Consider the following 14,608-nt stretch of genomic DNA (forward strand, 5'->3'; position numbering starts at 1 on the left):
CACACTGGGGACTTGCGGGTTCTACCCAAGGGTCCCTGGTGTGTTTTTATTTGGTCGATTAGCGTGAGGGGATTCGCTTCTATTGCTTTCCCCTTTCCCTCTCAGCGGGTCCCCACCTTGAAAGCCTTGGTCAAACTGCACGCCGAGCCTGGTTTATGGCTCGAAGATGTGCCTGAACCGACAATTGGAATTAACGATGTCATGATCCGTGTCCAAAAGACCGGCATCTGTGGCACCGACGTACACATCTACAACTGGGACGCCTGGGCCCAGAAGACCATCCCTGTGCCGATGGTTGTTGGCCACGAGTTCGTTGGCGAGATCGTCGAGATCGGCTCGAACGTCAAAGACTTCCGCCCTGGCGATATCGTCAGCGGCGAAGGCCACGTGGTCTGCGGCCGGTGTCGCAACTGCATGGCTGGCCGGCGGCATCTTTGCAAAGACACCAAGGGCATCGGTGTGAACCGCCCCGGCGCGTTCGCCGAGTACCTCTCCCTACCGATGACCAACGTCTGGCATCACGCGCCGGGCGTTGATCCCGAAGTGGCTTCGATCTTCGATCCCCTTGGCAACGCTGTGCACACCGCGCTGTCGTTCCCCGTGCTCGGCGAAGACGTGCTCGTGACCGGCGCCGGACCGATTGGCATCATGGCCGCCGCGGTGGTTCGCCATGCCGGCGCGCGTCACGTGGTGATCACCGACGTCAATCCTTATCGCCTGGAACTCGCCCAGAAGGTGGGTGTTACCCGAGCGGTCGATGTTCGCACGACGAAGCTGGCCGACGTGCAGAAGGAACTCGGCATGACCGAAGGCTTCGACGTCGGACTCGAGATGTCGGGCAACCCCAGCGCGTTCCGCGACATGATTGGCAACATGTGCCATGGTGGTAAGATTGCCATGCTCGGCATCCCCGAAGGGGAGATGGCCATCGATTGGAACGAGGTGGTGTTCAACATGCTCACCATCAAAGGCATCTACGGCCGCGAGATGTACGACACCTGGTATAAGATGACCGTGATGATCCAGAGCGGTCTCGACATCCGCCCGGTCATTACGCATCGGTTGCCGTACACCGAGTTCCAACAAGGCTTCGACGCAATGCGTTCGGGCAACTCGGGCAAGATCGTGCTCGATTGGACCGCATAGCGTTTCCCGTTTATCAAGCAGGCTGCACGCGGTGCACCGGTTCGCATAACCATAGTGCATCGCTTGTGCCTTTCCCCCGTTCATCGTGGCACTCCCAGCCCCCCGCAGAATATCATGCCAACTTCCCTTGCTAACGTCCAAACCACACTCGACGAAATCCGCGACGCGGGACTCTACAAGAACGAGCGACTGATCGACTCGCCACAACGGGCGCACATTGAAGTCGGCAGCGGCCAAGAAGTGCTGAATATGTGCGCGAACAACTACCTGGGTCTGGCCGACAACGCCGAGATCATCCAGGCCGCGCACGACGCACTCGATCGCTGGGGCTACGGCATGTCGAGCGTGCGGTTCATCTGCGGCACGCAAACCTGTCACAAAGAACTGGAAGAAGCGGTCACCAAGTTTCTGGCGACCGAGGACACCATTCTGTACTCCTCGTGCTTCGATGCGAATGGCGGCTTGTTCGAAACCTTGCTTACCGCCGACGATGCGATCATCAGCGACGAGCTGAATCATGCATCGATCATCGACGGCGTGCGGCTCGCCAAGGCGAAGCGGTTCCGCTACAAGACGTGCGACATGGACGACCTCCGCAGCAAGCTACAGGAAGCCGATGCCGCAGGGGCGAAGACCAAGCTGATCACCACCGACGGAGTATTCAGCATGGATGGCAGTGTCGCGAAGCTCGACAAAATCTGCGACCTGGCCGACGAGTTCGGCGCACTGGTGCATTTCGACGATTGCCATGCAACCGGTTTCTGGGGCCCCACCGGCCGTGGTACCCACGAGCACTGTGGAGTGATGGGACGCATCGACATCACCACCGGCACCTTTGGCAAAGCCCTCGGCGGTGCCAGCGGTGGCTACACCAGCGGGCGGAAGGAAATCATCGACCTCCTGCGTCAACGTTCGCGGCCCTACCTGTTCTCCAACACGTTGGCCCCGGCCATCGTCGGCGGTTCGCTCAAGGCGTTGGAGATCGCCAGCCGCTCGACCGATCTGCGCGACAAGCTGATGAAGAACACCGAGCTGTTCCGTAGCGAAATGACCGAAGCCGGCTTCGACATCCTGCCGGGCGAACACCCGATCGTGCCGATCATGCTAGGCGACGCTCGGCTCGCCACGTCGATGGCCGACAAGCTGCTGGAACTCGGCATCTACGTCATCGGCTTCTACTACCCGGTGGTGCCGATGGGCAAAGCCCGCATCCGCGTGCAGATTTCCGCTGCCCACAGCGAGAAAGACCTCCGCGGTGCGGTCGAGAAGTTCAAGCAAGCCAAGGCGGTCGTCGCCTAACCGGCGGAATCACTCGGCAAGCGGTTCGACTTGCCGCAGAGGGCCAAAACTTGCCGCGGCGGGCGACAAACAGGAGTAGCAAACCAACTCGGCCGTTGGTATGCTCAAAGGGTGCATTCTCCGTCAGGTGATTGCTTTCGCATTCCAGATGCGCGGGTAGGGGAAACGTGGAGTCGCTGATGTCGACGAGCGAAGGGGTACCTTCGGTCGGCGGGCGGCTTCGTATCCAAGTTCGCATTCACTCGCCCCCGTCCCTACCCACCATGAACATTCTTTGTGTGTCGCGCCGCGTTTCGCTGGTGCTGCTGCTCGTTATCAGTCTCGCATCCACTTTGGGTGCCGAAGAGTTTTCGTTCCACCACGAGAACGTGCTCGGCACTTCGCTCGACATGAAGGTCGCGGCCACCAATCAGGCGGCTGCCAACAAGGCCGAACAAGTTGCTCTGGCCGAGATCGATCGCCTGAACCTTGTGCTCAGCAGCTACACCGCCGAGAGCGAACTGTCGCAATTCGCCGCCCTCGAGAATGGCGAGTCGATGCGGGTGTCGAAGGACCTGGCCGAGGCTCTCGACCTGAGCGAGCAATGGACCACTACCAGCCAGGGTGTGTACAACCCCGCGGTCGAACTACTCACCCAACAGTGGACCGAAGCCGCCAAGGAGGGCACGCTGCCGACCGAAGAAGCGTTGAGCAGTGTGGTGCAGGAAGTCGAGCAAACGCAATGGCGAGTGATGAAAGCCCTGCGTCGCGCAACCCGAACTGGCAACGCCCCGCTGTGCTTGAATGCGATTGCCAAAGGCATGATCCTCGACCGCGCGGCCGAGAAAGTGATTGCCAGCTCCAAGGACGTAACCGGCGTCATGCTCAACATCGGCGGCGACATCCGCGTGGCCGGCGAACTCACCGTGCCAGTCGCGATTGCGGATCCCAAGAACGACGCGATCGGCGCTCCGGCCGCAGCTACTTTCCCACTGACCGCCGGCGCGGTTGCCACCAGCGGCGATTCGGAGCGCGGCTGGACCATCGATGACAAGCACTACTCGCATCTCATCGACCCCCGCACAGGCAAACCAGCCACGCAGATCGTGAGCGCAGCAGTGATGGCCCAGGACGCCGCCACGGCCGACGTGCTGGCGACCATCTGCAGCATCCTGCCGCCCGAGGAGAGCATGGAGCTGATTCGCTCGATCCCGCGCGTCGAGTGCCGACTCGAAACCGTCGATGGCAAAGTAACCACCACCAAAGGTTGGGGGGAGGATCCCGCCAGCAAGTCGGCTCCCCAGAGCATGGAGATGACGGTTGAATTCGAAATCGCCCGCCCTGCAAACTCGGGCCGCTACCGCCGCCCTTACGTGGCCGTGTGGGTCGAAGACGAGTCGGGCTTCCCAGTCAAGACGCTCAGCTTGTTCCTCATGCAGCAGCAGCCTGGTCCACGTTGGTATCGCGACCTGCGTCGCTGGTACTCAGCCGACCAAGCCCGCAAGCGTGTTCAAAAGGTCGATTTGATTACCACGATCTCGAAGCCTTCGCGGAATCCTGGTTCGTATCGCGTCGCCTGGGATGGCAACGACGAACTCGGCAAGCCGGTTCCGGCTGGCGTGTATACGTTGTTCATCGAATCGGCTCGCGAGCATGGCAGCTACGTACTCATGAAGCACTCGTTTGATCTCTCCGATGGTTTCTCGAAAGACCTGGAACCGAACAGCGAGATCAGCTCGGCCAAGATTCGCTACACCGTTGGAAGCGAAGGGAAGTGAGTACCATCAACCCCTCCGACCAACCTGCACCGCTAGTCCAGCCTTCGCCGAACCCACGGCCCCGACGCACGTTGTCGGCCGGCAAGGAGTTTCGTCGCTGGCTTGCCAAGTGGAGTCGCTGGCTACACATCTATCTTTCGATGTTCGGCCTGGCTGCCATTTTGTTTTTCAGTGCGACTGGCATCACGCTCAACCATCCTGATTGGTTCTTCGAAGAGCACCTGGTGCAACTCGAAGGCAAGCTGCCTGTCGCCTGGCTGCACGTGGATGGTAATCCGCCAAACGACTGGGACGGCTACGACCTGTCGCACGAAGTCGACAAGCTCGAAGTCGCCGAGCACCTGCGGGCGGAGCATCGACTCACAGGGCGGCTTTCGGACTTCCTGGTGTTCGACGACGAGTGCGAGGTAACCTTCGAAGGGCCGGGCTACGCGTCGACCGCCCGCATTTCGCGGGAGTCGGGCGAGTACACTCTGGATGTCACCAGCAACGACCTGGTGACCGTGATGAACGACCTGCACAAAGGCCGCCACACCGGCGAGGTATGGTCGTGGGTCATCGACATCTCGGCCATCATCGGCGTGCTGGTGTCGCTCACCGGATTTGTGCTGATTTTCTTCCTGCGACTGCGACTCAAATCGGCACTGCTAGTCGCCCTAGCCGGCACACTCGCCTTGTACGCGGTTTACTGGGTCGCCCGCGGGTAGTGCAGTTTTTACTTTGCCAGCGGTCGTGCAAGGTATACTATGGGGCTGCGCCATGTTTGGCTCCCTGTCGTAGTTCGAGCTTTATTGGAGAAGGATGTTGTCGAAAAACTCCCACGTTAGTCGTACTTTGTTCGCAATCTTGGCGATCACTGGCCTGCTAGTTGTCGTGCTGCAATCGGCCGGCGCGCAGAACAATCAGCCACAATCTGGTACCACCCCTCGTCACGTACGGGTCATCTGGCGGACCGCTCCCGCGACCGAGGCGATCGTTGCCTGGACCACTAGCGAACAAGGCACCTCGCACAAGGTGGAGTACGCGGCCGGCGACGAAACCGAGTGGCACTCCGTCGAGTCGGTCGACACTCAGCAGTTCGATGGTCAGGTCAAGCGCGGGACAGCCCCCTACGTGCACTCGGCACAACTCGCCGAGTTGACGCCGGCAACCAAGTACCGCGTGCGGTGCTTGTCCGACGAGGAAACCTCGCGTGAGTATTACTTCTACACCGCGCCGGACGACAAGCGTCCCATCGCCCTCATCTACGGCGGCGATAGTCGCTCGGGCTGGGGCGAGCGGATGGCCATGAATCGCATGATGGCCAACATGGTGGCCGAGCAATCCAAGGCTGGCCGGCCCGAGATCGTGGCCCTCGCCCACGGCGGCGACTTCATCGTCAACGGCACCGATCTGCCGCAATGGCTGACTTGGCTGGAGCACTGCGAGCAAACCACCGGCACCGATGGCCGACTGCTGCCGATTGTTCCCGCGCGGGGCAATCACGACATGGGGCCAATCTTCAACCAGCTGTTTGCCTTCCCCAAGGAAAGCGAGAACTACTACGCTGGCAACCTGTCGGGCAACGTGCGACTCGCAACGCTCAACACCGAGACCGTCACCGGCGGCGAGCAACGCGAATGGCTTGCTGACGAACTTGCTGAGCACCGCTGGGACACCACCTGGTACCTGGCCCAGTATCACAAGCCGGCCTTCCCGGCCGTGAAAATCCCTAGCGGCGCGCTGCCGAATTGGGTGCCGTTGTTCGACCAGTACAAGATCGACCTCGCCTGCGAGGCCGATGGTCACGTGATCAAACGGACCTCTCCGCTTCGCAACGGTAAAATCGATGCCGAGGGTGTCGTTTACATCGGCGAGGGAGGTCTCGGCGTTGGACAACGGACTCCCAAGACAGGTCGGTGGTTCCTGCAAGAAACCGCCGAGCACTGCGGCTCCGACCATCACCTGCACCTGATCACGTTCTACGACGATCGCATGGAAGTGCGAGTGATTACCATGGCAGGCGAGGTGTTCGACGAATTCACGCTCAAGCCGCACCAACAAGATTAGGCCAGTCTCGCACGGTGAGTGCTAGCACTTTTTGCCTTTGCGGCGCGAGTTGCCTTGACCCAGCAGGGGGAAATCTTGTATTTCCCCCTGCATGAACGCTGATGTTGGTCAAAGTGCATGCGCTGCAAGTCGCCGCCGAGCTTCGCTCGCGCTGGTCGGTCTGCTCGCGGTTGCGCTGGTGGGTTGTCGCAACAATCCCACGCAACAGGACGCCTACATTCGTGAACTGCGGATGCAGGAAGATCAAATCTACGAGCTCCAGGACAACATGGAGCAGTATCAGCAACTCTTGCGCGAACAACGCCAGGAGAACGCCAAGCTTCGCGAGCAGATCGATAAAGGCGCACCTGCCGACTCGGACGCGAGCGACGATCCAGACGAAGACTCCGACGAAGGTGAGCGGAGCCTGCTCGACCGTCCGCTCCCACGTGTGAAGCGAAGCGAGCCGATCGACGAACCGGAACTGCCCGAGATTATGTTGGGTGACCCGGTGGATCTCGGCGATCCCGAACCGATGCGCGAGTCGCTCGATGAGCTAGAACCGATGGACGGCCCTGATCCTGGGGCTGCACCGGATTTCGACGTGCCAGACTTCCTGGAAGAGCCCGATCCGCTTCCGCTCGAAGAGCCTGGGGACCTTTCGAAAGTCCCCTTCCACTCGGCGACTCGTTTGGTTTCGAATCAAAAACCAGGCGCGACCATGCTGTCGATGCCGGAGCAGCCGGCCACGTCGTGTGCGATGTACGCCGAGCAGCTTCCCACGGAACCTGGTGCGGATGTCGCAACCACCGGCCGCGGCGTGATGGCCATCATCGAACCACTCACTAGCGACGGAGCCGCGGGACTGTTCTCGGGCACCGCATCGTTGATGCTCGTCGATCCCGAAGCAAGCGACGAGGAGTGGGAAATCGCCCGCTGGAACTTCTCGGCCAGCGAAGTGCAAGCTGCCTGGCGCGACGATTCGCACCGGGTGCTCGATCTACCGATCGCGGTGCCGGCGAAGGCTCCTATGGGTCGACTTCTCGAACTATGGGTCCGCCTGCAACCCGACGACGGATCGAGCAAGATGCTCTGCTCGACTGGTCTTACGCTAGTCGAAAAAGTCACCGCCCAAAACGAACAACCTGGCGAGCGTGTCACCACCGATTGGGCCGCTGCCAGTGGACTCGATATGCCAGCGAACAATGCAACGCCGGCTCGCCCGTCGCGCTGGACCGCTTCGGCAGAGCCGATGCCGAAACCAGTAGCACCGCGTACCGCGCCGACCATCCAACGGGAAGAGATCGCGACGCACCGCGAAGCGGCCCCCGAGTGGAGTCCCATCCGCAAGTAACAGCAGAGTAGCCCCAGTCGCCAAACAACTGTCGCCGAAGCTACAGTCGCCGAATCGCGACCAGGGCCACCCGCTACTGACTTACGGAGACTCTTCCATTTCTCTATCGACGGCGACGCCAGACCACCAAGCCAAGTCCAGCGGCCATCAGCGACAGCACGGCCGTCGATGGCTCAGGTACGGCTTCGAACGAGAACGTCACGAAGCCAGCATCGGCCGGAGGCAACGAAGCAAACGTCGACCCTTCAGGCGTGGTGCCACCGAGATACAGGCCGAACTGATCGGCCAGATTGCTCACCTGGGTCACCAGGCCATTCTCGTCGCTGCCGAGCGCGGCATCCTGCCCCATGATGTAAGCCGCTCCTGTCAACGAGTTGACTTCGGTACCCGCGTCCCAGATGTCGAGGCCTGTCAGTTCGAAGCTGCTCGCCACAAAGTTGCCGTCGGCGTCGAACAACTCCACGGCCATCGGATCGTCGTTGCCGATGAACGAATCGTTGCTCGGCACCACCATGGCAGCGTAGCTAAAGTAACGGTTGTCGGTGGGATCGAGCGACAGCACGTACGAGGCCTCGGCGCCCGGAATCAACACGCCGGGTCCAAAACCGCCGGAGGTAGCAATGCCGACTTCGGTAACCGCAGAAGCTTGGGCGGCGGTGATCTCGTTGCGGAGCATCTCGGCGGCCCCGCCCATTTCCGAAACGTCTTCAATGCCAGCACTGGCCGCCATGCCAGCGGAAAACAGGTCGACCGAGCCATTGTGAGCGGCCATGATAATCGGCGACAGCGCGACGCTGTCCGACATGCTGTGATTGGTTACGGTCACGCGAATCTCCACCGCCTGCGAACTGCAAGCGGCAGCGAGGAGTGTGAGCGAAGCAAACGTAAAGCAAAGTTTCTGCATAGGTGAAGTAATCATCTTTGTTCCATTTCGAGTGAAGGCAGCAATTCGGTGAATTAAACGAGTAGGTGCGCAGCTTTCGCGCAGAGGTTATGCCATAGGCGAATCCCTGAGGAATGCGGGCGGGCCAGTGGTGCAGGGCAGCTTGCACCTGGCCCGATAAGCGATTTGGCGGATTAGTCGCTCGAGAGAGCGAGCGATTACAAGAAAAACGCCAAGAAGTTTGAGATCGCCTGAGTGCGGTCTATTTCAGCTTACGCATCGCTTCGGCAATCTCGGCCTTGCGTTCTGGTGATAGCTCGCTGGCGTCGTGCCCAAAGGCTTGCTTCACCGCATCGGGCATTTGCCCTGCCAGACGATGCAGCGCTTGCAGCTGGCGGACCGCTCGTCGGCAGCTTTTGCAGACCAGCGTATGCATCCGGAGCGCCCAGCGTTCGCTCGCAGTGAGCTGACGGTCGAGCGACTCCGAGGCCAACTCCGTCGCCTTCTTGCAGTGACAATTGAGGATGAGATTCAGATCAGGGAGTTTCATGATTTGGCCTCCCGTTCGCCAAGCCAACGATGTTCCAAACACCCGCGAAGTAGCAACCGAGCGCGGTGCAAACGCACTGCCAGGTTCTCGCGACTGATCGCCAGCTCGGCAGCCGCTTCGGTCGCCGGTCGGCACTCCAGCTCGCGAACCGCAAACGCCTGGGCCAAGGTGCTTGGCAGCTCCCGCACGCAGCCGCTGAGGACCCGCCAGAACTCTTCGCGATCCACGGGGTCGTCGATCTCGAGCGAGAGCTTGCCGACACTCGACCGCCAGAGACCACGACTATCGAACAAGTCGGTATCGTGCGAATCGTCGCCCGCAGGCACCTCGCGCGAGCGCCCCGTCGCCCGGTAGTGATCGACGATCTTGCGTTTTAAAATGGCGATGAGCCAGGTGCCTCGCTCGGATCGGCCGTCGAACTTGTCGCGTCCCCGCCAAGCAGCGAGAAAGGCTTCCTGCACCAGATCTTCGGCGACCGCGCGATCGGCCACGCGGGATACCGCGGTACGGAATAACAAATCGCCATACTGTTCGACCCACGTATTCGGCGACTCGGCCGCGTCGTTCGGCGGGTTGTTGACTATGCGAGGGCGTTCCACAAGTGGTTTCCCGAGGGGGCAGGGGATGGCTGACATGTCGTTAGTCGCTCCCCAGGCAGTCCGATTACAAGCTATTTTTGTTGGGATTCCCGCAACGGCTCCGCGCGGTTCGATCGCCTTACCAGTTTACTTGAATCTGCTGACACCTGTTATCATATTGCCATGATGAAATACACCATGAAGTTCTCGACACTGTTGCTACTCACTCTCCTGGCCTCGAAGATGGCGACTTCCCCCGCCTTGGCCGACCAACCGTCGCACCGGCAACCGGTCGCGAATCGGGCTCCATTGGCCGAAACCCCGCTCGTGCGGCTGCCGATCGGCAGTGTCCGCCCGCAGGGCTGGCTGCTCCGCCAGCTGGAGCTGCAGCGAGAGGGACTCACCGGCTCGGCCGAGCAGCTGTACGACGCCCTCGAGGCCAACTCGGGCTGGCTGGGGGGCTCGGGCGAGGGCTGGGAGAAATCTCCCTACTACACCAAGGGCCTGATCGCCCTGGCGTACACGCTGGACGACAAGCAGCTGCAAGAGCGGTCGGAAAAGTGGGTGAGCTGGGTGCTCTCGAGCCAGCGCGACGACGGATTCTTCGGCCCCGATAGCAACAACGACTGGTGGCCGCGGATGGTGGTGCTGTACTACCTGCGCGACTACTACGAGGCGACCGGCGACACGCGCGTGGTGCCGTTCCTCACGCGGTATTTCCGCCATCAGCTTACGAACCTGCCGAATCGCCCGCTGACCGACTGGGGCCGCGCCCGCGCTGGCGACAACATCGAGATCGTGCTCTGGACCTACAACCTCACCGGCGAAGCCTGGCTGCTGCAGCTTGCCGATTTGCTAGCGAAACAAGCCTATCCCTGGACCGAAATCTTTACCGACAACCAATTTTATGGGCGTTTCGAAGAGTTTCACCCGCACCACATCGTCAACGTGAGCCAGGCGCTGAAGTTCTCGCCGGTGGTTTGGCAGTTGTCGCACCATGCGGCCGATCGCAACGCGTACGCCAAGGGCCTGGTGCATCTGAATCGCCAATACGGGCGGATCGACGGGCAAATTTCGGGCACCGAGATGCTCTCGGGCCTCAGCAGCACCGATGGAGTCGAGCTGTGTGCGGATGTCGAGCGAATTGTGTCGACTGCCGTGGCCGCTCGTATTTTGGGCGACGCCACGCTCGGCGACGAAATCGAGCAGGTTGCTTACAACTCGCTCCCAGCGCACGTAACGAAAGACCTGACTGGCATCACCTACTACCAACTGCAGAACCAGGTGCAGTGCATGAATACGCCACACGGGTTCGAGCAAGACTACCACAACGGCATCATGCCTGGCCCTTACAGCGGATTCCCCTGTTGCTGCTACAACTGGCACATGGGCTGGCCGAAGCTCGTGGAGTCGCTCTGGGCGGCAACGAGCCAGGGCGGTCTGGCCACGGTGGCCTACGGCCCATCGACCGTAGAAGCCGAAGTCGCTGGCGGCGTGTCGGTGCGGATTGTGGAAGCCACTGAGTACCCGTTCCGCGATACGATTCAACTGACGGTCGAACCGGAGCAGCCGGTGAAGTTCCCGCTGATGGTCCGGATTCCCGCCTGGTGCTCGCAGCCCAAGGTTTCGGTCAACGGCGAGCAACTGGCCGTGGCCGTGCCGGGGCAGTACCTGACGATCGATCGCGAGTGGAAAGCCAACGACACGGTGAAACTAGAGCTACCGATGCCGATTCGCACCTCGCGATGGGTGAACAACTCGATCGGCATCCAGCGCGGCCCGCTGACTTATGGGTTGGAGTTCGACGAGCAATGGCACCGCGTGGCCGACCACCAGGGTCCCTTCGACGAGTTCACGGTCACCCCCGGGAGCGATTGGAACTACGCCCTCGAGATCGATGCCGACCAGCCCGAGCAATCGCTGAGCGTCGACCTGGCCGAAGTAGGCGAGGTGCCGTGGGCGCTGGAATCGGCTCCCGTGGTGCTCAAGGCCCACGCCCGCAAGCTCTCTGGCTGGGGACTGCAGCAGGCGAAGGGTCAGGTGGTACTGGGGCGCGGCAACCACGGCTGGCATCCCCTGAAGAGCGAAACCGCTACGCTGGCGGCCAATCAGCCGCACAAGTTACGAGTGGAAGTCGATGGCCCGCAGTTTCGCGTGTACGTCGACGACGCCGAGCAGCCAGTGCTCGCCGGCTCCGACAACGAGTTCGGCCGCGGCAGCATCGGCCTGCGGGCGTATCGCTCGACCGCCCGCTTTGAGGATATCCGCGTGAATGGCGAGCCGGTCGCCAGCGGTAGCGACGCCTGGACCACGTACGACGCTGCCTGGAAGTTCGACTCGGGAACGATTGCGGTCGACGAGCACCTAACCGCCAAGGCGGTGCTGAACCAATCAAACGTAGGCCGCAAGTTCACACTCGAAGCCACGGTGACCGTCTCTGGCGGCGGGGACGCAGGGCTGCTGTTCCGCGTCGGCGAAGCGGCCGATGGCCTCGACAACTACCAAGGCTACTACGTCGGCATCACCGCCCCGCAATCGCACGCCGATGCCGCAGAGCCACCAACCAGCCCCGTGACCAGCAGCGAGCCACTCGAAGAAGTACGCCTGGTTCCGTTCGGCTCCACGAAGCTCCGCGTGGTCTACTTCCCAGTGCTCGAAGACTAGCACTTGCCCACCGCGCAACGACAAAGTCGAACTAATACCTACTGGGTATTCGTACTTTCAGACCATCTTGCAAAGATTCTAGCGCACAAAAAAACGGGTGTCCCTACCGAGGTAAGGACACCCGTTTTGGTTTTTACAGGCTCTCGGGGAGCCGAGCTGGGTCAAGATTACATCTTGCCAAGCTTCGAGATCAGGTCGACGGTGCGGCACGAGTAGCCCCACTCGTTGTCGTACCAGCTCACCACCTTGACCATGGTGTCGCTGATGGCGGTGGTCCAAGGACCAGCGAAGATCGAGCTGTGCGAATCGCCGATGATGTCGGTCGACACGATCGGATCTTCGGTGTAGCACAGGATCCCCTTGAGCGGACCTTCCGCAGCGGCCTTCATGGCAGCGTTGATGTCGGCCGGGGTGGCTTTCTTCTCAAGGTTCACGGTCAGGTCGACCACCGAACCGGTGACCACTGGAACACGCATGGCGTAACCAGTGAGCTTGCCGTTGAGCTCAGGAATCACCAAACCAACCGCCTTGGCAGCACCAGTGCTGGTCGGGATGATGTTCATCGCAGCAGCACGAGCCCGGTAGGGATCCTGGTGCGGCAGGTCCTGAACGTTTTGGTCGTTCGTGTAAGCGTGAATCGTGCACATCAAGCCTTCCTTGATGCCGAACGACTCTTGCAGCACCTTGGCCACGGGAGCCAAGCAGTTGGTGGTGCAGCTAGCGTTCGAGATGCACTTGAGGTCGGGGGTCAACTGATCGTCGTTCACGCCCATCACGCAAGTCAGGTCGGCACCGTCCTTAGCGGGTTGGCTCAGCACCACTTTCTTGGCACCAGCGGCCAAGTGGGTGTCGTAACCAGCCTTTTCGGCGGTCGAACGAGCGGCGAACACGCCGGTCGACTCGACGACAACGTCGACGCCCAGCTCGCCCCAAGGAGCTTCAGCCGGATTGCGGATAGCGGTGGCCTTAATCTTCTTGCCGTTGACGATCAGGTTCTCGTCGTCGAAGTCCACGGTGCCCGGGAACCGACGGTGGGTGCTGTCGTACTTCAGAAGCGTTGCGAGCATTTTGTTGTCGGTAAGGTCGTTGATTGCGACCACTTCGAACTCGTCCGAGCGCTCGATCAGGCCGCGGAAGGTCAGACGACCAATGCGGCCAAAGCCGTTGATGGCAACTTTGATAGCCATGGTTGTTCTCCTGCGAAATGGATGAGCCACGGGCTGATCCCGCGGCGGATAGGAAGCCTGTTTTCTTACTAAGAGCTCCGAACCAGCAATTATAGTAATCGAGACTGCGCCTCAAAAGGGTCGGAGTCACACCCCATGCTGGCATTCTCAGCGTACAATGCAGGTGCTTTCTGAATTCCGAATCCCGAATCCTCCGCTCCCTGCGAACATGCAAATCCCTCACTGGCAGCTACCACCTGGCGTGTCGCATGGCACCTGGGAATATACGCACCGCGATAGTATTGCCGACGATTATGATGAGTACTTTGCCTTCAACTCTTTATTTAGTTTTGATGAAGGCGTGCTCGCCGAGCAGTTCCAGCCGCCGGGACTAGTGGCCGACCTCGGGTGCGGCACCGCGCGAGCGCTGGTGCCGCTGGTCCGCGCCGGGCATCGGGGGCTCGCGATCGACCTCTCCGAACCGATGCTCCGAGTGGTCGCCGAGAAGGCCGCCCGCGAGCAACTCGACATCACCTGCCTGAAGGCCAACCTGGTGGAACTCACCAGCGACCAGGTGGCCAACAACTCAGTCGACTACGCGATGTGTCTGTTCAGTACGCTTGGCATGATCCGTGGTCACGCGAACCGCTTGAAGATGCTGCAGCATACCCATCGCATGTTGAAACCAGGTGGCAAGTTCGTGCTACATGTGCACAACTTCTATTTCAATCTCTACGACCCAGGTGGGCCTTGGTGGGTGATGAAGAGCTTGCTCACTGGGCCGTTCTCTAAGCACTCGGACGTCGGCGATCGCTACTTCGAGTATCGCGGCGTGCCCGACATGTTCCTGCACGTGTTTCGCCCAAGTGAGCTACGCGGCCTGCTCCGCAAGGCTGGGTTCAAGATCCATCGCTGGATTCCGCTCGAAGTCACCCGCCGGCACCCGCTCAAGCATCCCTGGTGCTTCTCGGCATTGCGGGCGAACGGGTGGATCGTCGTAGTTCAGAAATAGCTGCGAGAAGTAACTGCCAGAAATAGCCACGAAATAAGCGGCGAACACCAACGTCGCGCCTGTGCTTTCTGGCCCGCTGTCTGACTTTGCCGGCTAGGCAATCCGCCCCGCTTATCCGGCTGATGTGCTGCGACTTGAGCCGCATCGCGGGGTTTTGACGCATTCTCCTTC

General features: G+C 60.8%; 13 protein-coding genes. 8 read left to right on the top strand and 5 right to left on the bottom strand.

The window, feature by feature from the left end; translation table 11 throughout:
• Window positions 1–117 precede the first annotated feature (117 nt).
• Both tdh and kbl read left to right on the top strand, forming a co-directional pair.
• On the top strand, window positions 118–1,146 hold the full coding sequence (gene tdh, locus Pan181_RS25230) for an L-threonine 3-dehydrogenase (protein WP_145251678.1): 1,029 nt from the start codon (window positions 118–120) through the stop codon (window positions 1,144–1,146).
• A gap of 114 nt (window positions 1,147–1,260) precedes the next feature.
• Window positions 1,261–2,445, top strand: coding sequence for a glycine C-acetyltransferase (gene kbl / locus Pan181_RS25235; RefSeq protein WP_145251680.1), 1,185 nt, complete (start codon window positions 1,261–1,263; stop codon window positions 2,443–2,445).
• Here the strand turns inward: kbl and Pan181_RS26730 are convergent.
• On the bottom strand, window positions 2,417–2,683 hold the full coding sequence (locus Pan181_RS26730) for a hypothetical protein (RefSeq protein WP_231943702.1): 267 nt from the start codon (window positions 2,681–2,683) through the stop codon (window positions 2,417–2,419). The genes kbl and Pan181_RS26730 overlap by 29 nt on opposite strands.
• A gap of 25 nt (window positions 2,684–2,708) precedes the next feature.
• Here Pan181_RS26730 and Pan181_RS25240 point away from each other — a divergent pair, with 25 nt between their 5' ends.
• From Pan181_RS25240 to Pan181_RS25255, 4 genes are all read left to right on the top strand, one after another.
• Entirely contained in the window at window positions 2,709–4,202 is a 1,494-nt protein-coding gene (locus tag Pan181_RS25240) for a DUF2271 domain-containing protein (RefSeq protein ID WP_231943703.1), read from the top strand.
• Window positions 4,199–4,909, top strand: a complete 711-nt coding sequence (locus tag Pan181_RS25245) for a PepSY-associated TM helix domain-containing protein (protein ID WP_197528705.1) — start codon at window positions 4,199–4,201, stop codon at window positions 4,907–4,909. Before Pan181_RS25240 ends, Pan181_RS25245 begins: the two co-directional genes overlap by 4 nt.
• Window positions 4,910–5,003: 94 nt before the next feature.
• Complete coding sequence (locus Pan181_RS25250) at window positions 5,004–6,251, top strand: fibronectin type III domain-containing protein (RefSeq protein ID WP_145251684.1); 1,248 nt, start codon at window positions 5,004–5,006, stop codon at window positions 6,249–6,251.
• Window positions 6,252–6,342: 91 nt separating this feature from the next.
• Window positions 6,343–7,584 (top strand): DUF536 domain-containing protein, encoded by a 1,242-nt coding sequence (locus Pan181_RS25255; RefSeq protein ID WP_145251686.1) that lies wholly within the window; start codon window positions 6,343–6,345, stop codon window positions 7,582–7,584.
• 103 nt (window positions 7,585–7,687) lie between these two features.
• Here the strand turns inward: Pan181_RS25255 and Pan181_RS25260 are convergent, their stop codons facing one another.
• The 3 genes from Pan181_RS25260 to Pan181_RS25270 form a co-directional block, all read right to left on the bottom strand.
• Complete coding sequence (locus tag Pan181_RS25260) at window positions 7,688–8,503, bottom strand: spondin domain-containing protein (protein ID WP_145252473.1); 816 nt, start codon at window positions 8,501–8,503, stop codon at window positions 7,688–7,690.
• 226 nt (window positions 8,504–8,729) lie between these two features.
• Window positions 8,730–9,017, bottom strand: a complete 288-nt coding sequence (locus Pan181_RS25265; RefSeq protein ID WP_145251688.1) for a zf-HC2 domain-containing protein — start codon at window positions 9,015–9,017, stop codon at window positions 8,730–8,732.
• Window positions 9,014–9,616, bottom strand: a complete 603-nt coding sequence (locus Pan181_RS25270; protein WP_197528707.1) for a sigma-70 family RNA polymerase sigma factor — start codon at window positions 9,614–9,616, stop codon at window positions 9,014–9,016. Before Pan181_RS25270 ends, Pan181_RS25265 begins: the two co-directional genes overlap by 4 nt.
• A 162-nt stretch (window positions 9,617–9,778) precedes the next feature.
• Here Pan181_RS25270 and Pan181_RS25275 point away from each other — a divergent pair, with 162 nt between their 5' ends.
• Complete coding sequence (locus Pan181_RS25275) at window positions 9,779–12,259, top strand: beta-L-arabinofuranosidase domain-containing protein (RefSeq protein WP_145251692.1); 2,481 nt, start codon at window positions 9,779–9,781, stop codon at window positions 12,257–12,259.
• 167 nt (window positions 12,260–12,426) lie between these two features.
• On the opposite strand, the gene gap is transcribed toward Pan181_RS25275, so the two are convergent.
• Window positions 12,427–13,446 carry a type I glyceraldehyde-3-phosphate dehydrogenase gene (gap, locus tag Pan181_RS25280; protein ID WP_145251694.1) on the bottom strand — a complete coding sequence of 340 codons (1,020 nt, stop codon included), beginning with the start codon at window positions 13,444–13,446 and terminating at the stop codon, window positions 12,427–12,429.
• A 208-nt stretch (window positions 13,447–13,654) separates the two neighbouring features.
• Between gap and Pan181_RS25285 the strand changes: the two genes are divergently transcribed.
• Window positions 13,655–14,437, top strand: coding sequence for a class I SAM-dependent methyltransferase (locus Pan181_RS25285; RefSeq protein WP_197528708.1), 783 nt, complete (start codon window positions 13,655–13,657; stop codon window positions 14,435–14,437).
• Window positions 14,438–14,608 lie beyond the last annotated feature (171 nt).

It is taken from the genome of Aeoliella mucimassa (assembly GCF_007748035.1).
GTDB classification, from domain to species: Bacteria; Planctomycetota; Planctomycetia; order Pirellulales; family Lacipirellulaceae; genus Aeoliella; species Aeoliella mucimassa.